The organism is Variovorax sp. P4_B11, assembly GCF_056402355.1.
Map to the genome: position 1 here is coordinate 51,262 of NZ_JBFUHO010000001.1, position 21,303 is coordinate 72,564.

Annotated in this window: 32 protein-coding genes; 10 read left to right on the plus strand and 22 right to left on the minus strand. The window is 63.3% G+C overall.

Going from position 1 to position 21,303, the window contains the following annotated elements; translation table 11 throughout:
• Positions 1–38 precede the first annotated feature (38 nt).
• Entirely contained in the window at positions 39–1,037 is a 999-nt protein-coding gene (msrP, locus tag AC1DYD_RS00235; protein ID WP_478170738.1) for a protein-methionine-sulfoxide reductase catalytic subunit MsrP, read from the plus strand.
• A 66-nt stretch (positions 1,038–1,103) separates the two neighbouring features.
• Positions 1,104–1,754, plus strand: coding sequence for a protein-methionine-sulfoxide reductase heme-binding subunit MsrQ (locus AC1DYD_RS00240; RefSeq protein WP_478170739.1), 651 nt, complete (start codon positions 1,104–1,106; stop codon positions 1,752–1,754).
• Here AC1DYD_RS00240 and lysA read toward each other — a convergent pair.
• Both lysA and lptM read right to left on the minus strand, forming a co-directional pair.
• Positions 1,744–3,009, minus strand: coding sequence for a diaminopimelate decarboxylase (gene lysA, locus AC1DYD_RS00245; protein WP_478171093.1), 1,266 nt, complete (start codon positions 3,007–3,009; stop codon positions 1,744–1,746). The genes AC1DYD_RS00240 and lysA overlap by 11 nt on opposite strands.
• A gap of 11 nt (positions 3,010–3,020) precedes the next feature.
• On the minus strand, positions 3,021–3,230 hold the full coding sequence (gene lptM / locus AC1DYD_RS00250) for an LPS translocon maturation chaperone LptM (RefSeq protein WP_478170740.1): 210 nt from the start codon (positions 3,228–3,230) through the stop codon (positions 3,021–3,023).
• A gap of 178 nt (positions 3,231–3,408) precedes the next feature.
• Here lptM and AC1DYD_RS00255 point away from each other — a divergent pair, with 178 nt between their 5' ends.
• The gene (locus AC1DYD_RS00255) at positions 3,409–3,720 is read left to right on the plus strand and encodes a transcriptional regulator (protein WP_478170741.1); all 312 of its coding nucleotides are present in this window, start codon (positions 3,409–3,411) and stop codon (positions 3,718–3,720) included.
• A complete protein-coding gene (locus AC1DYD_RS00260; protein WP_478170742.1) occupies positions 3,713–3,994 on the plus strand; it encodes a BrnA antitoxin family protein in 282 nt (93 codons plus the stop codon). The genes AC1DYD_RS00255 and AC1DYD_RS00260 overlap by 8 nt, the downstream gene beginning before the upstream one ends.
• Positions 3,995–4,226: 232 nt before the next feature.
• Here the strand turns inward: AC1DYD_RS00260 and AC1DYD_RS00265 are convergent, their stop codons facing one another.
• The 6 genes from AC1DYD_RS00265 to AC1DYD_RS00290 form a co-directional block, all read right to left on the minus strand.
• Positions 4,227–4,739 carry a hypothetical protein gene (locus tag AC1DYD_RS00265; protein ID WP_478170743.1) on the minus strand — a complete coding sequence of 171 codons (513 nt, stop codon included), beginning with the start codon at positions 4,737–4,739 and terminating at the stop codon, positions 4,227–4,229.
• An 82-nt stretch (positions 4,740–4,821) separates the two neighbouring features.
• Positions 4,822–5,241, minus strand: coding sequence for a hypothetical protein (locus AC1DYD_RS00270; protein WP_478170744.1), 420 nt, complete (start codon positions 5,239–5,241; stop codon positions 4,822–4,824).
• Between the two features lie 229 nt (positions 5,242–5,470).
• A complete protein-coding gene (locus AC1DYD_RS00275) occupies positions 5,471–5,881 on the minus strand; it encodes a hypothetical protein (RefSeq protein WP_478170745.1) in 411 nt (136 codons plus the stop codon).
• A 90-nt stretch (positions 5,882–5,971) separates the two neighbouring features.
• Positions 5,972–6,265: a hypothetical protein gene (locus AC1DYD_RS00280; protein WP_478170746.1), complete on the minus strand. Its 294-nt coding sequence runs from the start codon at positions 6,263–6,265 to the stop codon at positions 5,972–5,974.
• Between the two features lie 372 nt (positions 6,266–6,637).
• Positions 6,638–7,045, minus strand: a complete 408-nt coding sequence (locus AC1DYD_RS00285) for a DUF6228 family protein (RefSeq protein WP_478170747.1) — start codon at positions 7,043–7,045, stop codon at positions 6,638–6,640.
• A 499-nt stretch (positions 7,046–7,544) separates the two neighbouring features.
• On the minus strand, positions 7,545–8,120 hold the full coding sequence (locus AC1DYD_RS00290) for a recombinase family protein (RefSeq protein ID WP_478170748.1): 576 nt from the start codon (positions 8,118–8,120) through the stop codon (positions 7,545–7,547).
• Positions 8,121–8,173: 53 nt separating this feature from the next.
• Between AC1DYD_RS00290 and AC1DYD_RS00295 the strand changes: the two genes are divergently transcribed.
• Positions 8,174–8,578 carry a hypothetical protein gene (locus tag AC1DYD_RS00295; protein ID WP_478170749.1) on the plus strand — a complete coding sequence of 135 codons (405 nt, stop codon included), beginning with the start codon at positions 8,174–8,176 and terminating at the stop codon, positions 8,576–8,578.
• Between the two features lie 151 nt (positions 8,579–8,729).
• Here the strand turns inward: AC1DYD_RS00295 and AC1DYD_RS00300 are convergent, their stop codons facing one another.
• The 12 genes from AC1DYD_RS00300 to AC1DYD_RS00355 form a co-directional block, all read right to left on the minus strand.
• Positions 8,730–9,782: a zonular occludens toxin domain-containing protein gene (locus AC1DYD_RS00300; RefSeq protein ID WP_478170750.1), complete on the minus strand. Its 1,053-nt coding sequence runs from the start codon at positions 9,780–9,782 to the stop codon at positions 8,730–8,732.
• Entirely contained in the window at positions 9,779–10,066 is a 288-nt protein-coding gene (locus AC1DYD_RS00305; protein WP_478170751.1) for a DUF2523 domain-containing protein, read from the minus strand. The genes AC1DYD_RS00300 and AC1DYD_RS00305 overlap by 4 nt, the downstream gene beginning before the upstream one ends.
• A 2-nt stretch (positions 10,067–10,068) precedes the next feature.
• A complete protein-coding gene (locus tag AC1DYD_RS00310; RefSeq protein ID WP_478170752.1) occupies positions 10,069–11,391 on the minus strand; it encodes a virulence factor TspB C-terminal domain-related protein in 1,323 nt (440 codons plus the stop codon).
• A 36-nt stretch (positions 11,392–11,427) separates the two neighbouring features.
• A complete protein-coding gene (locus AC1DYD_RS00315) occupies positions 11,428–11,769 on the minus strand; it encodes a hypothetical protein (RefSeq protein WP_478170753.1) in 342 nt (113 codons plus the stop codon).
• Positions 11,769–11,891: a hypothetical protein gene (locus AC1DYD_RS00320; protein WP_478170754.1), complete on the minus strand. Its 123-nt coding sequence runs from the start codon at positions 11,889–11,891 to the stop codon at positions 11,769–11,771. The genes AC1DYD_RS00315 and AC1DYD_RS00320 overlap by 1 nt, the downstream gene beginning before the upstream one ends.
• A 10-nt stretch (positions 11,892–11,901) precedes the next feature.
• Entirely contained in the window at positions 11,902–12,111 is a 210-nt protein-coding gene (locus AC1DYD_RS00325; protein ID WP_478170755.1) for a major capsid protein, read from the minus strand.
• Between the two features lie 102 nt (positions 12,112–12,213).
• A complete protein-coding gene (locus AC1DYD_RS00330; protein ID WP_478170756.1) occupies positions 12,214–12,369 on the minus strand; it encodes a hypothetical protein in 156 nt (51 codons plus the stop codon).
• Positions 12,369–12,632, minus strand: a complete 264-nt coding sequence (locus AC1DYD_RS00335; RefSeq protein WP_478170757.1) for a hypothetical protein — start codon at positions 12,630–12,632, stop codon at positions 12,369–12,371. Before AC1DYD_RS00335 ends, AC1DYD_RS00330 begins: the two co-directional genes overlap by 1 nt.
• Positions 12,633–12,637: 5 nt before the next feature.
• Positions 12,638–12,955 carry a hypothetical protein gene (locus tag AC1DYD_RS00340; protein WP_478170758.1) on the minus strand — a complete coding sequence of 106 codons (318 nt, stop codon included), beginning with the start codon at positions 12,953–12,955 and terminating at the stop codon, positions 12,638–12,640.
• A 29-nt stretch (positions 12,956–12,984) separates the two neighbouring features.
• Complete coding sequence (locus AC1DYD_RS00345; RefSeq protein ID WP_478170759.1) at positions 12,985–14,166, minus strand: replication initiation factor domain-containing protein; 1,182 nt, start codon at positions 14,164–14,166, stop codon at positions 12,985–12,987.
• A 532-nt stretch (positions 14,167–14,698) separates the two neighbouring features.
• Positions 14,699–15,205, minus strand: coding sequence for a hypothetical protein (locus AC1DYD_RS00350; RefSeq protein ID WP_478170760.1), 507 nt, complete (start codon positions 15,203–15,205; stop codon positions 14,699–14,701).
• Positions 15,202–15,423, minus strand: a complete 222-nt coding sequence (locus AC1DYD_RS00355) for a hypothetical protein (protein WP_478170761.1) — start codon at positions 15,421–15,423, stop codon at positions 15,202–15,204. Before AC1DYD_RS00355 ends, AC1DYD_RS00350 begins: the two co-directional genes overlap by 4 nt.
• Positions 15,424–15,455: 32 nt before the next feature.
• On the opposite strand from AC1DYD_RS00355, the gene AC1DYD_RS00360 reads away from it, so the two are divergent.
• A complete protein-coding gene (locus AC1DYD_RS00360; RefSeq protein WP_478170762.1) occupies positions 15,456–15,791 on the plus strand; it encodes a hypothetical protein in 336 nt (111 codons plus the stop codon).
• A 17-nt stretch (positions 15,792–15,808) separates the two neighbouring features.
• Here AC1DYD_RS00360 and AC1DYD_RS00365 read toward each other — a convergent pair whose 3' ends face one another.
• Entirely contained in the window at positions 15,809–16,180 is a 372-nt protein-coding gene (locus AC1DYD_RS00365) for a hypothetical protein (protein ID WP_478170763.1), read from the minus strand.
• Positions 16,181–16,266: 86 nt separating this feature from the next.
• On the opposite strand from AC1DYD_RS00365, the gene AC1DYD_RS00370 reads away from it, so the two are divergent.
• Complete coding sequence (locus tag AC1DYD_RS00370; protein WP_478170764.1) at positions 16,267–16,551, plus strand: hypothetical protein; 285 nt, start codon at positions 16,267–16,269, stop codon at positions 16,549–16,551.
• The gene (gene cyaY / locus AC1DYD_RS00375; protein ID WP_478170765.1) at positions 16,551–16,883 is read left to right on the plus strand and encodes an iron donor protein CyaY; all 333 of its coding nucleotides are present in this window, start codon (positions 16,551–16,553) and stop codon (positions 16,881–16,883) included. The genes AC1DYD_RS00370 and cyaY overlap by 1 nt, the downstream gene beginning before the upstream one ends.
• Before the next feature lie 79 nt (positions 16,884–16,962).
• Here cyaY and AC1DYD_RS00380 read toward each other — a convergent pair whose 3' ends face one another.
• The gene (locus AC1DYD_RS00380) at positions 16,963–19,365 is read right to left on the minus strand and encodes a penicillin-binding protein 1A (RefSeq protein ID WP_478170766.1); all 2,403 of its coding nucleotides are present in this window, start codon (positions 19,363–19,365) and stop codon (positions 16,963–16,965) included.
• A gap of 241 nt (positions 19,366–19,606) precedes the next feature.
• On the opposite strand from AC1DYD_RS00380, the gene AC1DYD_RS00385 reads away from it, so the two are divergent.
• Together AC1DYD_RS00385 and AC1DYD_RS00390 are read left to right on the plus strand one after the other, a co-directional pair.
• On the plus strand, positions 19,607–20,686 hold the full coding sequence (locus tag AC1DYD_RS00385; RefSeq protein WP_478170767.1) for a pilus assembly protein PilM: 1,080 nt from the start codon (positions 19,607–19,609) through the stop codon (positions 20,684–20,686).
• Entirely contained in the window at positions 20,683–21,297 is a 615-nt protein-coding gene (locus AC1DYD_RS00390) for a PilN domain-containing protein (protein WP_478170768.1), read from the plus strand. Before AC1DYD_RS00385 ends, AC1DYD_RS00390 begins: the two co-directional genes overlap by 4 nt.
• Positions 21,298–21,303: the final 6 nt, after the last annotated feature.

Here is a 21,303-nt window from a genome sequence, read left to right on the forward strand (position 1 = left end):
TCACCCTGACACACGATTCAGGCGAAAGGCATTCCATCATGTTGATTCACTCCCGCGACGACGGCTTCATCCATCCGCGTTCGAGCGAGATCACCCCCCGGGCCGTCTACGAAGGCCGGCGCGACATGCTGCGCTGGCTGGCCGGCGGTGCCGCCGGCGCCGCCATGGCCTCCTGGGCCGCGCGCGACGCCCTGGCGCAGGCGACCGCACCGGGCAAGCTGGCAGCCTTGCCGGGCGCCAAGTCGGCGGTGCCCGGCGCCCAGACGATGGAAAAGCTGACCGACTACAAGGACGCCACCAGCTACAACAACTATTACGAGTTCGGCACCGACAAGGGCGACCCGGTGAAGAACGCCGGCGGCCTCAAGACCCGGCCCTGGACGGTCGAGGTCGAGGGCCTGGTCAAGAAGCCCGGCAAGTACGGCATCGAGGACCTGATCAAACTCAGCGCCCAGGAAGAGCGCATCTACCGCCTGCGCTGCGTCGAGGGCTGGTCGATGGTGATTCCCTGGGTCGGCTACTCGCTGTCCGAGCTGATCAAGAAGGTCGAGCCTCAGGGCAACGCCAGGTACGTCGAGTTCCTGACGCTGGCCGACCCCAAGACCATGCCCTTCGTCGGCTCGCGCGTGCTCGACTGGCCCTATGCCGAGGGCTTGCGCATGGACGAGGCGATGCATCCTCTCGCGCTGCTGACCTTCGGCATGTACGGCGAGGTGCTGCCGAACCAGAACGGCGCCCCGGTGCGCATCGTGGTGCCCTGGAAGTACGGCTTCAAGAGCGCCAAGTCGATCGTCAAGATCCGCTTCGTCGAGAAGGAACCCGGCACGGCCTGGAACAAGGCCGCGGCGCAGGAGTACGGCTTCTATTCCAACGTCAACCCGAATGTCGACCACCCGCGCTGGAGCCAGGCGACCGAGCGCCGCATCGGCGACGGCAGCGGTCTCTTCGCCAAGCGCACCAAGACCCAGATGTTCAACGGCTACGAGGCGCAGGTCGGTCAGCTCTACGCCGGCATGGACCTGAAGAAGAATTATTGAGACCTTGCGGGACAGACCAAGAAACTGCACAGCAGTTTTTGCTCTGTCCTCAACCGATCAGAAACTATGAACAAGCTGCTGCTGCATCCGGCCGCCAAGCCGCTGGTGTTCGTGCTGTGCCTGCTGCCCTTCGCGTGGCTGTTCTACGGCGCACTGACCGATGGGCTCGGCGCCAATCCGGCCGAGTACCTGATCCGATCGGCCGGTGACTGGACCTTGCGCTTCGTCTGCATCGTGCTGGCCGTGACACCGCTGCGCGTCATGACCAGGGCCAACGCGCTGGCGCGCTTTCGCCGCATGCTGGGGCTGTTCGCCTACTTCTACGTGGTCGTGCACCTGCTGAGCTACGCCTGGTTCGACATGGGCTTCGAGTTCGCCGACATCGCCAAGGACATCGCCAAGCGGCCGTTCATTCTGGTCGGCTTCTCGGCCTTCGTGCTGCTCACGCCCCTGGCCGCCACGTCGTTCAACCGCGCCATCAAGGCGCTGGGCGCGAAGCGCTGGCAGGCGCTGCACAAGCTGGTCTATGGGATCGCCGGCCTCGGCCTGCTGCACTTCTTCTGGATGCGCGCGGGCAAGAACAACTTCGCCGAGGTGTTCGTCTACGCGGCGATCATCGGTGCGCTGCTGGGCTGGCGCGTCTGGAACTTCGCGCGCAACAAGAAGGTGCCGCGGCCGATTGCCGCCGCAGTACCCAGGGTGCCGGTCAGTCGCTGAAGCGCTCGCTCGCCAGCTGATCGTCGATCGATTCGCGGCGGCGGATCAGCGTCGCCTGCGTGCCGCCGACCAGCACCTCGGCTGCGCGGCCGCGCGTGTTGTAGTTGCTGGCCATGGCCATGCAGTAGGCGCCCGCGGACAGCACCGCCAGCAGGTCGCCCGACGCGACCCGCAGCGAACGGTCGCGGCCGATCCAGTCGCCGCTTTCGCAGACCGGCCCGACCACGTCGTAGGTAGCCGCTTCGCCGGCGCGTTCGGCGAGCGGCACGATCTGGTGGAAGGCCTGGTACATGGCGGGCCGCGGCAGATCGTTCATGGCCGCATCGACGATGCAGAAGTTCTTTTCCTCGCCGGGCTTGAGGTAGAGCACCTCGGTCACGCAGACGCCGGCATTGCCGACCAGCGAGCGCCCGGGTTCGACGATCAGGCGCCGCCGGCCGAAGCCGCGCGCGTCGAGGCGTGCCAGCAGCTGCTGCCAGAGCGCATCGGCGGCGGGTGGCGTGTCGCCGTTGTAGTCGATGCCCAGGCCGCCGCCGAAGTCGAGGTGGTGCAGCGGCACGCCGGCCGCCTCGATCGCCTCGACCAGGTCGAGCACCCGTTCCAGCGCTTCCAGGTACGGCGAGGCATCGGTGATCTGCGAGCCGATGTGGCAGTCGATGCCCACCACCTGCAGCCCCTTGAGGGAGGCCGCGTGCCGGTAGATCGCGACGGCGCGGTCGTGCGCCACGCCGAACTTGTTGCCCTTGAGTCCGGTCGAGATGTACGGATGCGTCTTCGGGTCGACATTGGGATTGATGCGAATGCTGACCGCCGCGCGGCGGCCCTCTTCGAGTGCGACCGCGTTGAGCACGTCGAGCTCGGCCTCGCTCTCGACGTTGAAGCAGCCGATGCCGGCCGCCAGCGCCTGCCGCATCTCGGTGCGCGTCTTGCCGACGCCCGAGAAGATCACCTTGGCCGGATCGGCGCCGGCGGCCAGTACGCGTGCCAGTTCGCCGCCGGAGACGATGTCGAAGCCGCAGCCGGCCTCGGCGAAGACGCGCAGCACGCCGAGCGAGGAATTGGCCTTGATGGCGTAGCAGACCATGGCGTCTCGGCCTTCGAAGCCGCGCTGGTAGGCGGCCAGGGCGTCCAGCATCCATTGCTTCGAGTAGACGAACAGAGGGGTGCCGTACTGCTGCGCGAGCGCGGAGAGCGGCAGGCCTTCGACCTGCAGCGTGCCGTCCTTGCGAGCGATGTGTGGATGGCCCGGAAGCATCGCCGCCGCGCTCACTTCGAGGCTCCCGCGGGGGCGCTGCTGGCGGCTGCCGGTGCCGGCGCGGCCGCGTCTTGCGAGGCGGAGGCGGGCGGTGTGGGCAGCAGCAGCCCCGGCAGGGTGGTGCGGTCCTTGGCGGCCGGATCGGTGGGCAGGACCAGAGGGCCCCTCTGGCCGCAGGCCGTCAGGCCGACCCCAACGAGCGCGAGGCCTAAGGCGCTCACTAGAATTTGGCGAACATTCAACATGGCGAAATTGTACTTTTCGACCATTGGGCGCTGGGCGGACCTCCGGGCCTTCAGGGTTCCAACCAGTACATCGGGTCAAGTGGCGGTTGAGTATATTTGTTGCAGTAACAAATAATTCTTGTGTCTGGCTTTATTTGTTACTACAATAAATTCAATGTTCACGGTGATCGAAACGCCTACGTTCCAGCGCCTTGCTGCCGAGGTTTGGTCTGAGGAAGAGCGGCTGGATTTCGTCGGTTGGATCGCTGAGAACGCAGAGTCCGGCGACGTCATCAAGGGCACTGGCGGTCTGCGCAAGGTCCGTTGGACCCGTCCCGGCATGGGGAAACGCGGCGGCGCCCGCGTGATCTATTTCAACCGCAACGACCAGGGTGATCTGGTGTTGTTGCTGGTCTACACGAAGGCCAAGCTCGACAACATCGCGCCGGCCTTTCTGGTGAAGCTGAAGGAGGCGATCAATGCCTAAGACCAAAGACCCCGACGTGATGCAGTTCGAGCGAGATCTGCTCAAGTCCATCGACGAAATGAAGGGCGGCGAGCATGCCGCTGTGCATACGCCGGCGCAGATCGCTGCGCGCAAGCGTGGCCGACCGGCAGGCAGCGTGAAGGCGGATGCCAAGGTGTCCACCACCATCCGCTTCGACGCGGACGTGCTGGAAGCGCTCAAGGCCTCCGGCCCGGGCTGGCAGACGCGAGCGAATGACGCCCTGCGAGCAGACATCCAGGCGGGCCGGCTGTAATGCTCCCATCAGGCCGATGACACGGCTTTGTTATCAACAAGTACGAGAACTGTACTTTTCGACCATTGGGCGGGTTCGGGCTGGTGCATCCGTAGCAAAGTTGGCACCCGCCGCTTGAGGCGACGGTCGTCGTGCAGAGTCAACGTTGCTGCGCGACCATCCGGTCTAGGGAGGGCTCGTACGGCCGGTTCGGGCCCTAAGCCGACCCTCAGGTGGGCCCGATAGCGGAAGTTCAGGAGTCGTTGGCGGCGATGCGCAGGTCTGCATCGGGCACCGAGAAAGCCACGACGGCTATGGCCCCTGTGTGTTGTGCGTAGGTGATGTGCAAACGCCTGCCGTCTACCGACCACCTGTGGCCAACAGGCTTCCCGCTGTCATCAAGACGCTCAAACTCTGGAGCACCAAACTTTCTTCTCGCCGCGTCGGCATCGTCGGAAAGTAGCAACCCCCAAGGAAGAGCGTGGGCGTACCGGGAGTAGCCGTCGATACCTCCGGCGTAGTAGAAGACACCCCCGAAATGCAATGGGCCCATGCCGCTGGGCTGGTCACCTATTCCCAAAAACATGGCTTCGTCAGAGAAGACGAACGCCAAACCTGCGGTCGGAAGCTCGACATAGGCGTGAAACTCCCCTTCCGGTAGCACGAGTTCACTGGACAGGTCGATTCCAAACATCTTGAACGCGGAGCGGACGGCAACGGACGCGACTGAATGGCCAAGATGGGGAATTAGTGCGCTGGCATCCATGGGGGTCTCTATCGGGTGAACTGTGGGTTAGCTGCGAGCGGCAGCTTCTGGCCGAATCTTGCCCGTTGCGCCAAGCTGCTGCTCAGGGCCATTGTCCCCAAACGATGTTGTGCTCGAAACCGGTGGCGACCCCAAGAAGTCTCTCCGTCGCTTCCTTCGCGGCCATATAGAACGCCGCGTATGACGAATCGACTGGATGAACTTGAAGGTCTGTCAGGTCAATCCGGCATGCAAGTACCGGGGTGAAGCTCTGCGACATCAGTACGGTCAAAACGCCGTTCTTGGCGCCGGCGGCGTACTCATCCTCCACGCCCGCTACAACCACCGAGAGCGAAAACGTTGGCGAGGGTGCGACGGATGCCGTCAGGCCCGCAGCCATGGTCCGACCTCCGGTCTGGCGCCTCCACTCGTGCGTGACCTTGCGCGGCTCGCGCACGGTCGACCAAGGCGTTCCTTCCACCTTGTTGGTGAGCCAATCGAGGACTTCGGCGGGTGTCTTCATCGTATTCACGGAGTTGGGTGCGCCAACTGGCTCAGAGGTCCGAGGGTCGGCCATTGGCCGCATCCTGCCCGACGTCGAGTGGGTGTGCACGCGCTTCGTGCCATGGCGTCCGGGAGGGGCCCAGAGCCGCCTTTCAGCGCACGGAAAGGAAAGCCAGGAAGCAGTCGCAACGCCTGAGTTAAGGCCCGGTAAAAGCGGTACGCTTTTGCCAGTCCCTTTCAGCGAAATGTTAGCCTTTTAACTTTGAGGGTAAGCGTAAGTTTTTTCTGATGCCAGCATCGTAGCCCTTTGCTTCGTCTCCTGAGGATGAGTTTGACAATCCAATCAACTCACGTGATGCTTCCAGCGGATCTTCGCCACGCCGATATAACCAACGCTGATACCAGTAAGGTAAGTCCGTATAGATCGCAGTCAGCTTTGCAGCGTTTAGCCGGTTACATTCTTTGCGTTTTAATGTGTCCGCACGTAATTCACCATTTTGCTTTTCAAGCTCGATGGCATTGGCAAAGAAGACTAAGCCGGCGGCAACATCATACTTGATGTCGCGATACCGAATAATTGGTTGATACCAGAATGTGACGACTAAATATCCAATAGCTCCCGCCAGAATTCCAAGCAAGGTTGTCCAGAACGATTCCATGTGCCTCCACGGAAGCTAACGTTTGAGGTAAGCCGCCCGCGGAGGGCGCAGCCCGGAGCGGATCGGCTTGACCGTAATGGGTACACAGTGTCATTTACTCTTGCAAGAGGCGACGACCTCAACATTCTCTCTATTGCTCCCCCTTAGCATGCCGCTGAGGAATTCGGTGCAATAGGCAAGCGATTCAGTTTCAAGGTCATAGAGGAAGCCGGCCGCTTTGTTTCGAAGGGTGGCACGGAATGGAAGTGTGTGAGACGCCGTGCTTTCGGTGCAGGCCGGCGAAAACTTGTGGAGGTCTTCATCGCTCTTAATCCCGGCCTTCAGGACGATGGCACATCCATCTGCAGTTGGAAGCACAAACTGTGCGTATACAACCCCATTCATGGGATTTCGTACTTGCAAATAGCGTCCGGATGTGCCCGATAGGGAAGGCGGCGATGAGGTGCAGGCCGCGGCAAGGAACGATAGCGCGATGGCTGTGGGAGAAGCAAGTCGCTTCATCTGGTCCCTTCGGTGTGGTTACTGGGCGCAAACTTGGTTATAGAGCGACAGCCTTGCGCCGTAATTCGGGGAACTGTCGCCCTAACGCAGCTCCACGCACGAACTCGAAACTCGCGTGGGCATTAAGTTTTTCTGTGCCTGACGCTGGGTTCACATCGCGTATCTTTCAGACAAAAGCAGCAGCCGATTGATCATGACAGACCTGTCGGAAACTGACACTGCCGAGTGGCGGCTCATGGCCGCATCGTGATGTTGCTAGGCACAAGACGACGGCATGTCAAAAAGAGCCGAGACTGCTCGCGCCATGTCCTCGAGCTGGCCCGCTTCATATTGAACGATGACCTTCAGCAGGCTGCCTTCGGAGGACCTGCGCATTTCTACGGTGAGCTCGATATGGCCGGTAGCGTCGGCGGTTGCGCTGAGACTAACCTCACCCTCAACGTCTTGCCATTGCTTTTGCCCAGCCCATCCTCGCCATTCGGAGGCCATCGCTGCAAACATCTTCGCCGGAGACCCGCTGTGATAGGTAGACGTCCCCGCGCATCCAGTAAACCAAGGCGTGCGCACTGCGACCTCAAACTCTGTCTCTGCTTCAGTCCGTCGAGCAATGCTAAGTGTAAGAACGGCGCCATCGTGTGGCGACTTGAGGTCGAGGGTGTTCATTGAGAGCTCAGGCTGAATGTCTGCTGCTGGCCGATTGTTGCCGCAGCATAGCCATCACCGCCGCGACCCGCGCCATGCATTTTCTTGTCTCCGAGTGTGGCGTTTCATGCTCCGCTCCCTGGCCAGGTCCGCGGCAGAGGGTCGGGTGAAATATCGCCATACCGCGCCCACGACGGCCAAGGCGATCATGCCCAGGAAGATGTAGATCATGAGCTCTGTGAGCCAGGGAAATGGGTCCTCGCCACCACCGCCGCCTCCGCCTCGTCTGCGCGCGTGCGCCGATGCTGCCGCCAAGCTCGCCATCGCAACCGAACTCGCGGTGAGGAATCGAGGACTGGTCATGCCTATTACGTTGAATTGGAGGGATGCGTTGGCCGAATCCTGCCACATGCGCGACTTTGGCGACGTTTCCACCTCCGACCAACTCGCGCTCGGCAGGCTCACCTTGGGTTCACGGCGTAGCACGATCTACCCTTGAGGCGAGCCTGTTGATAGGCTACTACCTAAGGTACTTGGCAGACAGAAGCCCCGCCCGGCAGAGCGGGCCACGCACCGCACCTCGCTTGACCCCGAGCATTTCGGCAATTTGGTCGACGGTGAAAAACCCGGAGCGATACATGTCGACCACCTCGGCTTCCTCTGCAGGGGCCAAGGTGCGAGGTCGCCCCCAAATTTGCCCTCTCGCTCGCGCGGCGACCTGGCCTGCCAAGCAACGATCTCTGATGAGGGCGCGCTCAAACTCGGCGAAAGAGCCGAGCATCTGCATGAACAAGCGTCCTGCCGGCGTCTCCGTTTCGATGGGCTCTGTCAATGACCGAAACCCAGCCGATCGTTCCTGGAGGATTGCCAGGACGCTGAGCAGATGAACCAGCGATCGAGCAAGCCGATCCATCTTGTAGACCACCAAGGTATCGCCCGGTCCGATTCGGGAAAGAACATGCTCCAAAACTGGCCGTTTCTTCACGGCCGATCGCTTTTCCTCGTAGACGTTTGAGATGCCCGCCTTGAGAAAGGCATCAAACTGTACAGCTGTGTTTTGCTCCGCTGTCGAGACCCTCGCATAGCCGTAAAGCACTGTATTTAACGAGATCCGTCCCTGATTTTTTTGACCACTTTATAGGACCCCTGATGCATCGCCTTGCAATTGCCACACTTCTCGCCGCGGCTGGGCAGGCAGACGCCGCGACGATCTACCTTTGCAAGGCCTACAACGGGTCGACGTTCTGGGCGAAGCAGCATTGCCGCGAGCACAGCGCACTGATCGAGCGCATCGAATCCGTAGCTGATGTGCCCTGGGACCAGCAGGTCGAGCAGGCGAAGGGGAGCCGCGATCGAGCGGTCGCCGGCGCCCAAGATTCAGCGCCATCATTCAACCGCTTGCAGTACTGCGCGCAGCTCACCAATGAGCGGCGGCAGATCGAATCGCGCTACTCCAACTGGCAGTGGCAACCGCCCGAAGTGATCAACCCCGACCAGCAGCGGACGGTCGCCATCAATTCCGCCTTGCGCGCGAATCAGTGTCCTGTGCAGTAACTGGTCCCTAAAACTCATCGCACTGGTACCTAGGCACCCTCGCCCTGGCCGCACGCCGATTCATCACGTAACCGGAAACGAAATGCGAGCCTGAGGCGGAGATACCAGCACCGCACCAGCAGCGCCAAACGCCTCAAATCCACGGATCACCTCACGACCGTTTTGCGGGCGCCGCCTGCTTGGGCGCTCCGTCCTGAATCAGCGTCAACGTAGGCCCCGCATCGGCCTCTGACGCGCTTTTCTCGATAGGCGAGGGTGTTGCCGCCTGTTTGGCTTCCGGCGCAGCGTAGGGATCGAAAGGCGGATTGGCCAGCCAGGCGCGGCACTCGGCTTCCGTGACGCCGGCATCAGTGCCCTGCTGTGTGACGCAGCGAACACGCTTGCCCATGACCATCGCGCCGACGATACGAGGCATGGCAACGACCTTGCGCAGCTCGTCATAGGCCGGCGCAGTCTCGGGGCGCGAGCTGATTCGCGGAATCCAATCGACCCGATCATCGATCAGCTTTGGACCTGCGGCGACATGGCCGCCGTGCGACGTTGGCGAACTGCCCAGCGTGGTCGCGGATTCCTCTGGCTTCGGCGGATTGATCTTGGCCGAAATCATCGTATAGCTGCGCCAGCCCATCACGGCGACGACGACCAGGGCGAGGACCATGACCGCGAGCATCCAAGGCACCGAGCGAACAGGCTTGACGTGGATCGAAGCCGATTTGTACTTTGCCTGCGCAGCCTTATCGAGGCGATACCGCTTCTTGATCGGCGCGTTTTTCCAAGCCGTGCGGCAGTTGTCCGCGCACTCGGGCCACTCATACCACCAGCGGCCCAAGACGCCGAGATCGCGAAGATGCACATGCCTGCCGACAAGGGCGCGGACGTTGGAATCAACAAGGTTGGGTCCCTGGGTGATGATGTAGAAATCGAGGCCGCGGTGCCGGTGCGTTTCGAGCTTGGCGACATGCTCGGGCACCTTCTGGCCGGGCCCGCGCGGACGCCAGACGTTTTGCACTTCGTCGAGGACGATGCAAGAGCCATCCGGCACAGTGTCCGGCCAGGTAGTCGGATCATCGAGCGGCTCATGCGAAATCTTCAGCTCGGGGATGCCGAACACATAGAGCGCCCGATCCTTGCCAATGGACTCCAACAACGACACGAGCGCATTGCTCTTGCCGGTGCCAGGTGCGCCAGTGATAAGCGTGATCACGTTGCGCCCCCTGTCTGCAGCGCCATGCGCTTCAACACCATCCAGGCCAGGCCAGAAACGATGCCACCGGACATGATCGCCATGGCGTCGAAGAAGCCGGCCATCGCAAGCAGTTGGGCAATCTCACCGGCGATGCCCGTGAACGCATCCTTGACGTGCTGGAGCGCCGCAGTCAACGCGCTATCCGCGCCGACATAGGTAATGGTGCCCATGCCCAAGGCGGACAGCACGCGGGTGACCAGAGGCCACGTGATGCGTGCAAGCCATTCGGCAATGCCTTCCATGTTCAATCCTTCCGGGACAAGCCCATAAACGTCAACGCAGCGGACAGCCAGGCGAAGCCAATCAAGAGCGGGCGGATCATCAAAGCGAAATCGCAGAAGACAGTCCACGGGAACGTGTAGACCTTGCCCATGATCGTTGCCGTCTTGGGCGCCGGACAACTGGCCGAGCTCGGCCCATAGCCCGTGTCGGGCGCTATGCCCATCTGCCGATTGGTATTCGGCACGTTGAGCGGATCGAGGTTGCCGAGCTTTTGACACGCCACGATGTCGGGATTCGTCTCGCAAAGGTCAGGCGGGTCCTCCTTTGGCGTCCCGGAGGGAGCGCCGCTGGTAATGGTCTGCGGGCCGGTCTGACCAGTCGGCGAATCTGAATCAATGTCCTTTGGTTGCACGTCCATGCGCCATGGATCGTCCAATGTCGGCGAATGCGTGATATCGGTGACCGGCTGACGGTACCTCTGCGGGTTAGTGTTTGGGACCGGACGAGGGTTGCCCTGAGGCACGCGCAACGGTTGCGTAACGGGCGGATCACCGATGGTCGGATTCCAGATCGAGGGCGCAGCCGGATCGAGCGGGTAAGGAATGCCGGGTGGCAGCTTCTGCGGCAATGGCTTCTCAGCCATCTCATCCTCGACCACCTGAGGCGGGACCGGAACAACAGGCAGGGTTTGGATACACCCCGCCGTCGTGTAATACCAGCCGGTAGGGCACTGCTTCGCCCTGACTGAAATGCCCTGATCCCAATAGCCGCTGTTACCGTTCGAATGCCGCCAAAACGTGCGACAAGTAGCAGGCGCGAAAAAGGTGACGCTAGTAACAGCCACCATCCCCGAATAAGCCTTCATGAATGCCGCAGGATAGCCAGGGTCTTTACATGCAAGCTCCTGCGTCGGCCAGTAGGCCATGACCGCGCCTGAAACGGCGTATTCAGCCGTCTGCCCTGAGGTGGACTGCGGCGGAGGCGTGCCAGCGGGACCACAGGTGCGAACCCATTGGTCGTTTTGCTTTTCAAAGCAGTTCTGAGCGAGCCATAGGCCACCGAGAAGCAGGGCACCGGCGACACCGCCACCGATCACACCCTTCGCCAAGGCACGAGCAGCACCAGGACCAAGGCGATACGCCGCGCTGATCGGACCTGACCCCGCCACGCTCGGACCAGGGCCACGCATGATCTTGCCCAACTGGTCAGCAGGGGACGAGGGCGCAAACGTCCAGTTGCCTGGACTGCCGCCGAAGCCAGGAGGCGGGGAGGGCGATACATAGGCTTGCGCCGCACCAGCGCACAGCAGCAGCGCCGCTGCTACCAGTTTTGAACGACGATCCATGCGAGTCCAATCGTGCCGATGAAGGCCGCCCAAAAGTCAGGTGTTGCCATAGTCGTTCCCGGTCTCACCGCGAAGGGCTTTCGCGATGAACAGCAGCGCAAACGCGCCGATCCAGGCACCCGCTACAAGCCAGCCCATCTGCACGCCGTCCGCGAGCTGGAGCATGTTGCAGGGCTGCGCTGCGAAGGGCGCAACGTGTGTGATTGCCGCGCCACCACCGATGGGCGACAGGACAAAGGTGATCGCGTCAGCAGTGACAGAGGACACGCTGACGGAATAGGGCGCCCCGCCGACGAGGCTCCCGATCTGGCTCGAAGCCGCCACCTGGGCAGCTTCGAGCGCAGTGCCATAGCAAGCTGATCCGACCTGGAAGGCCATCACAAACCGCGCCTGATGAATGCGTGAGCGAACACGGCAATCCGCGCGGCCAGCACCAGACCGGCGATGAACGTCGCGCTGACGCCCATCTCAGCCAGGAGCGGCAGGAGAACTGCCGGCATCCGTGACGCCTTACAGGCCCTTGCGGATGAACTTGAAGGCGTACACGGCCACGATGGCCGCGAGCACGATGCCGGCGACGGTCAGCGCGTCGGCCTGCAGAGCAGTCAGCGCGGTGCTGACCTCGGCGGGCACGGCGGCGAACGACGATGCGCCGATGGTTGCGAGAGCAGCGCCGACTGCGGCCTTGGGCGGACGGATGACGCGAGCGAACTTGTTCATAGAAACTCCTGTTGATGAACAGGTGTTCCCCAACATGGGGATTGCACCTGGAGGGGCACGGCGTCTCGCGACGTTGATGCCCTACCAGCTGAAATCACAAACTCAGAATGCGCAGTCCTCCACTGCGCGAAACGCTGCACGCCGACGAGCTGCCCTGATGCGAAGCCGCATCTCGATGTGAGCGTTGAGCCGCTCACCGCCCATTACCACGAGGCCGCAGAGCAGGAAGCCGGACCAGAAGACGAGTGCGTCGTCCATCAATGCTCTCCCTCGCCGTTGCCGGCAACGAAATTCGGCTGGTTCTCGTCGGTGTCATCGGTCGTGCCGAGCACATCGAGGTCCACGATCACCGGCTGGTCATCGAGGTCGGCCCAGTCATGCACCAGTTGCACCGCGCGCTCTGCGTCATCGACGACGCCACCGCCTGCCTGTGCAAGCGAGCGAACCCATTCGGGCTGGCCGTCCGAGAGGGACGGCGCCAGAAAGCGTCCGGTTGCTAGGCTTTGGACGATGAGGCGCATGGCTGTCAGGCCGCAGCCTTGGTTGCGCGCTCGATGGGCTTGATCTCGACCAGCGTGAGTTTCACGCCGTCTTCGCGGGCCGCATCCATGTCGAACACGGCATTGGCCTTGATGGGCAGCGCGCCGCCCAGGTGCGCCCACTTGTCGAACTCCTTGGCATCGCCGAGCTTGAACGGGCGGGTGACGCGACCGATGGAGCGGCCTGCACCGTTTTCCTTCAGGTCCACTTCGCAATGGAAGGTGGTGCTGCTGAAGGCTCGGCCTTCGAATTCGCCTGCCGATTCCTTGACGGCATGGACGATGACTTCACTGTTGACGCGCATTTGATTGACTCCCTAGGCCCTTGAGAAGGTCACGCCGGAACTGGGCAAGATTCCGAGACCAGTAAACGTTTGGCTGCCGAGGCGAAGCCGGCGAGCAGTTCTGATTGCTTGAAGCTGCGCAGGCGACCAGGCAGATCGACGGATGAGACGAGTGCCAGGAACTCATCGAGGCCGAGGTGCTTGAAGGCGATGGAGATGCTTGCCGCTGCGGTGGTCAGCTGCCAGCGCAGGTTGCGCTCGCACTCGGCCTCGACGGTCATAAGGGCGAGGCGTGGGATGCGCTCGATGAACTCGGGAGATGCGACCTGGCCGGCCTCTTGCAGGACGGAGGCATGCCATTCGCTGGCACCGGCGAAGAAGTCACCAGGGCGGCGCAAGATGTCGCTGGAGATGACGCGGACCTTGTTGCCGTAGCGCAGTTCGAATCTGAGCCACTCGGTGGCGGACTCTTCGCCGTACAGCTGGTGGCCCTTCTCGTAGACGTTGGTCTCTTTGCCGGCGTCCTTGGAGCCGATGTACAGCGAGCGCTCGCGGCCCTTGATGAAGTTGATATCGCGGACCTTGGGCTTGCGTCCTGCGACATTGCAGAGGCCGGCTTTGTAGTCGTCGACGACGCGCTCGATGCCGCCGGTGTAGCCGTCGAAGAAATCGACGGCCAGGTCGCAGCGGGTGATGTCGGCGTTCAGTTCGTCGACCAGGTCGGCGAAGCGGGTTTGCCAGCCTTGGTCCGCGAAGGTGCAGGCAGAGCCGAACAGGTTGACGTGCAGGCTGTCGGCCTGGCCCTGTTGCTTCGGGCTGTCGCTGGAGGCGAGGAAGCCGACCCATCCGACTTCCTGGCCGTTGCGCAGGATGGGCCAGCGGTGCTTGTAGAAGTCGTGGCCTTTGCCGAGCATCGAGGCACGGGCGTAGTCGACACCGAGCAGTGTGCAGACGCGGTCCGCGAGGTCGGCTGCTTGTCCAGCGGGGCTGCGATCGCAGTCGGGCAGGCTGTTGATGATGCGCAGGAGTTCCGGCAATCGCGCGCCTTGATCCCAGATGCTTGTTGTCGTCGGCTGGACGTCCGTGAGGAAGGCCGGAGCGAAGCGCAGGCGGGTCGAGAATCGCAGCCAGTCGACATGGACCATCGACTTGGTTTCGAGCCGCTCGGCTTCGAGCCGGTACTTGATGACGTTGCCGTCGAGAACCAATGAGGACTTGCTTGGGCGGGTCATTTCAAGGCTCCTGGTAGGTGTACCCCGTGATTACCATCGGGGGTGCTCTCGCACTCGCTCACAGCGCCGTCCAGCGCGCGGCCGGCCGCGCTCCGCTTGCCGTCCAGCCGCGCGCCTGTCCGGGCCGTGACTTCGCAGCCCGCGCACATCCGGTCGCATCGGTCGGCGATGTACAGGCACTGGAGCAAGCAATCTGAGGGCGCGTCCTGCGGACCGGGCTCTGGCGCTTCGCGTTGAGTCATCGGAGATGTCTCAATCGGCCCTTGGCCGACTAACGATCCCTCGCGCGGTGCACCACGGTCGGCGTACCAAACAACGCCCGAGGCAATCAAGGGCTTGAGGGCGCGTGCCGGTTTCTTCGAGCTGGAGCGGGCTACGTCTCTGCGAGCCGCAGCGACAGGCAGGCCCTGGCTGCACGCCAGGGGACTTCCGCTCAGCAAGGAAGGGGCGGGCGCGAGCGGCGGCAGAAAGCCAGCGCCGGACTGGATCAACCGCTGCACAGTGCCCCCCGCGACGCATTCGGCGTACGGCTTCACGCGTAACCCTCCACATCGTGCAGGACCGTCATGCGCACCTTGGCGTCATGGCACAGCTGAAACCAGCACTCACCACCGATGCGCCAGCCAACCACGCTAACGCGTCGACCCGGATCGCGAGGCAGCAACGCCGGATAGCGATAGACCTGGTCAAAATCTCCCCAAGCCGGGGATGCTTCCGCCTGGTCAAGACGAGCGGGCCAGATCGCCGCGACATGCACCGGCTCCACGACCTGGTGCACTCCCCGGACTGGGGACGCTTTCACATGGTCGACCAGGTGCGGGCCCCGAGCGGGGGAAGCAGCGACAGCACCAGCTGCTGCACGCGGATGGTCGCGGCAGATGCCGCCCGTGCGAACCTCGAAGCCGTGCTTCCTGCACGACCAGTACACCACTTGGTTCAAGCCGTTTTCCTCGCCCGTCATGAATGTGCAGTTGCGGCAGCAGGGACGGCCCTGAGGCGTCACGTAGCCCACCAGGGCGTGCTTGGTGATGAGCCTCACTGGACACCCCGCTGCACGCCTTCGAGGCGCAGGACGGCCATGGAGATGCGTTCCAGGCTCTGCGCCGAGCCGCGACGCACGAAGGCCGAGAGGACGGCGGCATCGTCGCGGTAGCGGGCGCTGAGGTTCGCCGAGCCGCTGCGGACGCATGCAGGGACTGGCGCGGAGAGGACGCGCCGTGCGCGTTGGCGCCAGTCGAGCTTCTCGGCAGCAGTCATGCAGAATCTCCGACTCTCAAACGGGAGAGAAGATGAAAAGCAACGTCCACCGCACGGGTAGAAAAACCGAGACTGAAAACTTCGTCGCGCAAGGATTCGAACCGACGATCAACACCGCAGCCGCGGTCAGCATTTGCATGCTCGTCGGAAGGAGCCTTAGAAGCATCGACGAACGCGCCACGCCGAAAATCATCCGAGAACTTCGCGAGGGCGCGAAAAGCCTCAGCGACGGACAAATCAGCAGAACGGAGAGCCTCATCATTGAAGCCATGCTGGCCGCGCTGGAAGACACCACCGCCACCGGCGAAGGGGAGGGTCGCAATCTCGCGATTGCCATGCTTCGGCTCACCAACAGGATTGGTCATTGAACGTTTTCCGCCTGAGGTCACTGCAAACCCTTCGAGCCGTACAGACCGACTTGCTTCCAGTTGCGATTGGTCAACGCGAAACGCACCAGGCTGTTCATGACCTCATTGCGCGAGCAGTCCAGGGCCGCAGCAATCTCGCCGATGGTGTCGGCGATCTCGGGCTTGATGGAGACGTCCAGGCGGGCCAGCTTGGCACGATGGGCACGGACGCGGGCATTGCCATCGGCGTGCACCGCGCGACGACCGAGGGGGATGCTCGCCCCCGCACTCGCATCGACCGGAGCCGCCAAGCCACCAGACGACACGAGCTTGAGCGAGGGCGAGCAAACAGGACGCTCCGAGGGCTCGGCTTCGAGCTGGAGGGCGAATTGAAGTGCGGGCTTGGACATGGCGGCTCCTAGTGGCAGAATTGCTATAAGTGCTAACGCTTATCAACATTGATATGTATTGGCGAATGTTATCAGGAGTGATAAGCATGACTCAGTTGAATTCTTTAATCGCCAAAGCCGCTTCAATAGCGGGGAGCGAGTACAAGCTGGCTCAGCAACTCGGCATGCCGCAGCCGACCATCAGCCAATGGAAATCAGGCGCGCGACGTTGCAGTCCAACCGATAGGGCAGCGCTGGCCGACGTTGCAGGCACCAACGTGGCAGCAGAGACGATCGAAGCCGTCATCGAAGGCATCGACCTCGAAACACCAAAGGGCCAACGCGCCAAGGCCGCCTTGATGAAGGCACTCAGCGAGATCCAAAAACTGTAATGACCGACCCCGAGTACATGGACCGCGCAGAAGCAGCGCTCGCAGCGATCGAGCGCAGTTGCGACCGAATCAACGACGAAAGCGACGTCGACATCGACAATCAGCGCGTCGGGGGGATGATCACGATCACGTTCCGCAACGGCAGCCAGTTGATCGTCAACCTGCAGAAGCCGCTGCAGGAGATCTGGCTCGCGGCCCGTTCCGGCGGCTACCACTACCGGCACGACGGCCAGGCCTGGGTCGACACCAAGACCCGCGAGGAGTTCTTCGCCAACCTGTCGCGCGAAGCCACGCGCCAAGCCGGCCAGCCGCTCGAATTCCTGGCAGCTTGAGTCGCGGCCGGCGCAGCCAGGCCCCTTCGTGAAACACCGCGGAACCGGCTTTGCCGGGCCGCTGGTGTTGCAGGCGAGCCTAATTCCGGAATAGATCGAGGATGCGGCTGCGTTCCTCGACCGGCGCGGGCGCGCTGATCGGCGGCGCGGCAATCGCTTCCGCCGGCTGCGTCGGCCCGCTCTCGACGCCCAGGGCGGCGACGCCGCGGCCCGGTGCGTAGTCGTCGTAGTACCACTCGCCGCCGACATTCACCACGCCCGGCGGCGTCGGCACCTCGGCCACCGGCACGCCCTTGATCGCGGTCTCCATGAAATTGATCCAGATCGGCAGGCTCAGCCCGCCGCCGGTCTCGCGGTCACCGAGCTTGCGCGGGGTGTCGTAGCCCATCCAGGCCACCGCCGCCATGGTCGGCTGGAAGCCCGCGAACCAGGCGTCGAGCGAATCGTTGGTGGTGCCGGTCTTGCCGTAGATATCGGTGCGCTTGAGCGTCGCCTGCGCCTTGGCCGCGGTGCCGCCGCTGGCCACCGATTGCAGCAGGCTGGCCATCAGGAAGGCGTTGCGCTGGGGCACCGCGCGCACGGTCTCGTTGAGCAGCGGCGGCTGCTTGTCGACCAGCACCTTGTCCTTGTGGTCGGTCACCCGCGTCACGAGGTACGGATTGACGCGATAGCCGCCATTGGCAAACACCGAGTAGGCGGTCGCCATCTGCATCGGCGTCACCGAGCCGGCGCCCAGCGCCATCGGCAGGTAGGCCGGGTGCTTCTCGCGCTCGAAGCCGAAGTTGGTGATCCAGTCCTGCGCGTAGCGCGTGCCGATCGATTGCAGGATGCGGATCGACACCATGTTCTTCGACTTCATCAGCGCCCGGCGCATCGGCATCGGGCCTTCGAAGGTGCCGTCGTAGTTCTTCGGCTCCCAGGGCTGGCCGCCGGTGGTGCCGGCATCGAAGAACAGCGGCGCGTCGTTGATCACGGTGCTGGGCGTGAAACCCTTCTCGAGCGCGGCCGAATAGATGAAGGGCTTGAAGCTCGAGCCCGGCTGGCGCCAGGCCTGCGTCACGTGGTTGAACTTGTTCTTGTCGAAGTCGAAGCCGCCGACCATGGCCTTGACCGCGCCGTCGCGCGGGTCCATGGCCACGAAGGCGCCTTCCACTTCGGGCAATTGAGTGATTTCCCAGCTGCCCTTGGGCGTCTTCACGACCCGGATCACCGCGCCGCGGCGGATCCTGATGTTGGGCGGCGCCTTGTCGGAGAGTCCGGACTGCGCCGGCTTCAGGCCTTCGCCGGTGATCTGCACCGCGTCGCCGTTGCCGCGCACCGCCTGGATCTCCTTCGCGTTCGCCTTCAGCACCACCGCCGACATCACGTCGCCGTTGTCGGGATGCTCGGCCAGCGCGTCGTCCACGGCCTCGTCCAGTTCCTTGGAATTGTTCGGCAGGTCGACGAACTTCTCGGGGCCGCGATAGATCTGGCGCCGCTCGTAGTCCATGATGCCGCGGCGCAGCGCGCGATAGGCCGCGGCCTGGTCGGCGGCGACCAGCGTGGTGTAGACCTTGAGCCCGCGCGTGTAGGTGCTGTCGCCGTACTGGGCGTACATCAACTGGCGCACCGTCTCGGCCACGTACTCGGCATGCAGGCGGGTCGGATCGGCGGCATCGCGCAGGTGCAGGTCTTCCTTGCGTGCGGCTTCGGCCTGCTCGGCCGTGATGAAGCCGGCCTCCTGCATGCGCTCGATCACGTAGAGCTGACGTCCGCGCGCGCGCGTCGGATTGTTGACCGGGTTGTTGGCGCCCGGCGCCTTCGGCAGGCCGGCCAGCATCGCCGCCTGGGCGATCGTGATGTCCTGCAGCGGCTTGCCGAAATAGGCCTCGGAGGCGGCGGCGAACCCGTAGGCGCGGTTGCCGAGGTAGATCTGGTTCAGGTAGATCTCGAAGATCTGGTCCTTGCTCAGCAGGTGCTCGAGCTTGAAGGTCAGCAGCACCTCGTAGATCTTTCGGGTCAGCGTCTTCTCGGAGCTCAGGTAGACGTTGCGCGCCACCTGCATCGTGATGGTCGAAGCGCCCTGGCTCTTGGCGCGGTTCATGTTGGCGATGCCGGCCCGCAGCATGCCCTTGTAGTCGACGCCGCCATGATCGTAGAAGCGGGCGTCCTCGGCCGCCAGCACGGCGTCCTTCATCACCTTCGGGATGGTCGCGATCGGGGTCAGGTTGCGGCGTTCCTCGCCGAATTCGCCGATCAGGATTCCCTCGGCCGAAAAGACCCGCAGCGGCAGCTTGGGCCGGTAGTCCGCGAGCTCGGAAATGTCAGGCAGGTTGGGGTAGGCCACCGCGAGCGCGACCGCGATGACGCAGAGCAGCGCGACCGCCCCTGCCACGACCGTCCCGAGGCCCCAGAGGATGAAGCGAAGCAACCATGTCAGCCAGGCCGGGCGTTTGGGAACGGGCGCCTTGGCAGGCCCTTTGGGTCGAGTGGTTTCGGGCATTGAGGCGGTTGGAGTCTGAGCGCATTATAAAAACGCGCCGGGGCAGGACGGCGTCACGGTAGCAGTTAGGACCCAAGTACTCTTATTTGTGACGCAAGTTGCAGTTCTCAGCATTCACGTCGACTTTTGACAACGATTGCTCGCGCCCTGGGGATGGGACGCTTGGTTGGGCTTGCACCTTGCTGCTAGCATGCAACCACTCGCAATTATTTCCAATCGTTACAAACGGATGGGATCGAACTTGACTGCTCTCGGATCGTTGTTTCGCCGCCAGCCCGCGCCTTTGCTCGGGCTGGACGTCAGTTCGTCCAGCGTCAAGCTGGTCGAGCTGGGCCGTGACGCGAGCGGCAGGCTGGTGCTCGAGCGCTGTGCGATCGAGCCCCTCGAACGCGGCTGGATCACCGACGGCAATGTCGAGAAGTTCGACGAGGTCGCGGAAGCCGTGCGGCGCGTCGTTCGCAAGAGCGGCACCCGCACCAAGAACGTCGCCCTGGCCTTGCCGCCTTCGGCCGTGATCACCAAGAAGATCGTGCTGCCGGGTGGCATGAGCGAGCAGGAACTCGAGATCCAGGTCGAGTCCGAGGCCAACCAGTACATCCCGTTCTCGCTGGACGAAGTCAGTCTCGATTTCTGCGTCATCGGCCAGAGCGCCACTTCGGCCGGCGACGTCGAAGTGCTGATCGCCGCTTCGCGCAAGGAAAAGGTGCAGGACCGCCAGGGCCTGGCCGAGGCCTCGGGCCTCAAGGCGGTGATCCTGGACGTCGAATCGTATGCGTCGCGACTCGCCACGGCGCGCCTGATCGAACAGCTTCCGGGCCAGGGCCGGGATGCGGTGGTTGCGCTGTTCGAGGTCGGCGCCTTCACCACCAGCATGCAGGTGCTGCGCAACCAGGAAGTGCTGTACGACCGCGACCAGGCCTTCGGTGGGGCCCAGCTGACGCAGCTGATCGTTCGCCAGTATGGTTTCTCGGCCGAAGAGGCCGAAGCCAAGAAGCGCAGCGGGGACCTGCCCGACGACTACGGCGCCGGCGTGCTCAAGCCCTTCGTGGCCAGCATCGCGCAGGAGATTGCCCGGGCGCTGCAGTTCTTCTTTACCAGCACGCCGCACAACCGCGTCGACTACGTGCTGCTGGCCGGCGGGTCGGCGGCGCTGCCCGGCCTCACCAGTGCGGTCACTCGCCAGACCTCCTTTGCCTGCTCGCTGGTGAACCCCTTCGACGGCATGGAGATCGGCAGCGGCATCCGCGAGAAGAAGGTGCGGCGCGAGGCGCCTTCCTACCTGACTTCCTGCGGCCTGGCGATGCGGAGGTTCCTGCAGTGATCCTGATCAATCTGCTCCCGCACCGGGAAGCCGCGCGCAAGCGCCGGCGCGAGACCTTCTATGCCACGCTGGGCTTCTCGGCCGTGCTGGGCCTCCTCGTCGCGGGTGCCGCCTTCCTCTGGTTCCAGGCCCAGATCTCGAGCCAGCAGTCGAAGAACTCCCTGCTGAAGACCGAGATCACCAAGCTCGAGGCCGAGATCAAGGAAATCTCCACCCTCCAGGCCGAGATCGCCGCCTTGCGGGCGCGCCAGACGGCGGTCGAAGACCTGCAGGGCGACCGCAATCTGCCGGTCCACCTGTTGAACGAGCTGGTGCGGCAACTGCCCGACGGCGTCTACATCACGAGCATGAAGCAGGAAAACCAGACGGTCACGCTGCAAGGCATGGCGCAGTCCAACGAGCGGGTCTCCGAGCTGCTGCGCAACCTCGGCAACAGCAGCCCGTGGCTGGTCAAGCCGGAACTGATCGAGATCACCTCGGCGACGGTGAACCTGAGCCCGCGCGACCAGCGGCGCGTCGCGAACTTCAGGATGCGCATCGGCCTCAAGCGGCCGACCGACGCCCAGAAACCCGCCGCCGGCGTGCCGGCGGCCGTCAAGGCGAAGGGGTAAGCGCGC

Bases quoted from the DNA above. Each gene is read 5' to 3' on its own strand.
- msrP (WP_478170738.1), top strand. From the start codon at position 39: ATGTTGATTCACTCCCGCGACGACGGCTTCATCCATCCGCGTTCGAGC.
- AC1DYD_RS00240 (WP_478170739.1), top strand. From the start codon at position 1,104: ATGAACAAGCTGCTGCTGCATCCGGCCGCCAAGCCGCTGGTGTTCGTG.
- lysA (WP_478171093.1), bottom strand. From the start codon at position 3,009: ATGCTTCCGGGCCATCCACACATCGCTCGCAAGGACGGCACGCTGCAG.
- AC1DYD_RS00255 (WP_478170741.1), top strand. From the start codon at position 3,409: ATGTTCACGGTGATCGAAACGCCTACGTTCCAGCGCCTTGCTGCCGAG.
- AC1DYD_RS00260 (WP_478170742.1), top strand. From the start codon at position 3,713: ATGCCTAAGACCAAAGACCCCGACGTGATGCAGTTCGAGCGAGATCTG.
- AC1DYD_RS00265 (WP_478170743.1), bottom strand. From the start codon at position 4,739: ATGGATGCCAGCGCACTAATTCCCCATCTTGGCCATTCAGTCGCGTCC.
- AC1DYD_RS00270 (WP_478170744.1), bottom strand. From the start codon at position 5,241: ATGAAGACACCCGCCGAAGTCCTCGATTGGCTCACCAACAAGGTGGAA.
- AC1DYD_RS00275 (WP_478170745.1), bottom strand. From the start codon at position 5,881: ATGGAATCGTTCTGGACAACCTTGCTTGGAATTCTGGCGGGAGCTATT.
- AC1DYD_RS00280 (WP_478170746.1), bottom strand. From the start codon at position 6,265: ATGAATGGGGTTGTATACGCACAGTTTGTGCTTCCAACTGCAGATGGA.
- AC1DYD_RS00285 (WP_478170747.1), bottom strand. From the start codon at position 7,045: ATGAACACCCTCGACCTCAAGTCGCCACACGATGGCGCCGTTCTTACA.
- AC1DYD_RS00295 (WP_478170749.1), top strand. From the start codon at position 8,174: ATGCATCGCCTTGCAATTGCCACACTTCTCGCCGCGGCTGGGCAGGCA.
- AC1DYD_RS00305 (WP_478170751.1), bottom strand. From the start codon at position 10,066: ATGGAAGGCATTGCCGAATGGCTTGCACGCATCACGTGGCCTCTGGTC.
- AC1DYD_RS00310 (WP_478170752.1), bottom strand. From the start codon at position 11,391: ATGGATCGTCGTTCAAAACTGGTAGCAGCGGCGCTGCTGCTGTGCGCT.
- AC1DYD_RS00315 (WP_478170753.1), bottom strand. From the start codon at position 11,769: ATGGCCTTCCAGGTCGGATCAGCTTGCTATGGCACTGCGCTCGAAGCT.
- AC1DYD_RS00320 (WP_478170754.1), bottom strand. From the start codon at position 11,891: ATGCCGGCAGTTCTCCTGCCGCTCCTGGCTGAGATGGGCGTCAGCGCG.
- AC1DYD_RS00325 (WP_478170755.1), bottom strand. From the start codon at position 12,111: ATGAACAAGTTCGCTCGCGTCATCCGTCCGCCCAAGGCCGCAGTCGGC.
- AC1DYD_RS00330 (WP_478170756.1), bottom strand. From the start codon at position 12,369: ATGGACGACGCACTCGTCTTCTGGTCCGGCTTCCTGCTCTGCGGCCTC.
- AC1DYD_RS00335 (WP_478170757.1), bottom strand. From the start codon at position 12,632: ATGCGCCTCATCGTCCAAAGCCTAGCAACCGGACGCTTTCTGGCGCCG.
- AC1DYD_RS00340 (WP_478170758.1), bottom strand. From the start codon at position 12,955: ATGCGCGTCAACAGTGAAGTCATCGTCCATGCCGTCAAGGAATCGGCA.
- AC1DYD_RS00345 (WP_478170759.1), bottom strand. From the start codon at position 14,166: ATGACCCGCCCAAGCAAGTCCTCATTGGTTCTCGACGGCAACGTCATC.
- AC1DYD_RS00355 (WP_478170761.1), bottom strand. From the start codon at position 15,423: ATGACTGCTGCCGAGAAGCTCGACTGGCGCCAACGCGCACGGCGCGTC.
- AC1DYD_RS00360 (WP_478170762.1), top strand. From the start codon at position 15,456: ATGAAAAGCAACGTCCACCGCACGGGTAGAAAAACCGAGACTGAAAAC.
- AC1DYD_RS00365 (WP_478170763.1), bottom strand. From the start codon at position 16,180: ATGTCCAAGCCCGCACTTCAATTCGCCCTCCAGCTCGAAGCCGAGCCC.
- AC1DYD_RS00370 (WP_478170764.1), top strand. From the start codon at position 16,267: ATGACTCAGTTGAATTCTTTAATCGCCAAAGCCGCTTCAATAGCGGGG.
- cyaY (WP_478170765.1), top strand. From the start codon at position 16,551: ATGACCGACCCCGAGTACATGGACCGCGCAGAAGCAGCGCTCGCAGCG.
- AC1DYD_RS00380 (WP_478170766.1), bottom strand. From the start codon at position 19,365: ATGCCCGAAACCACTCGACCCAAAGGGCCTGCCAAGGCGCCCGTTCCC.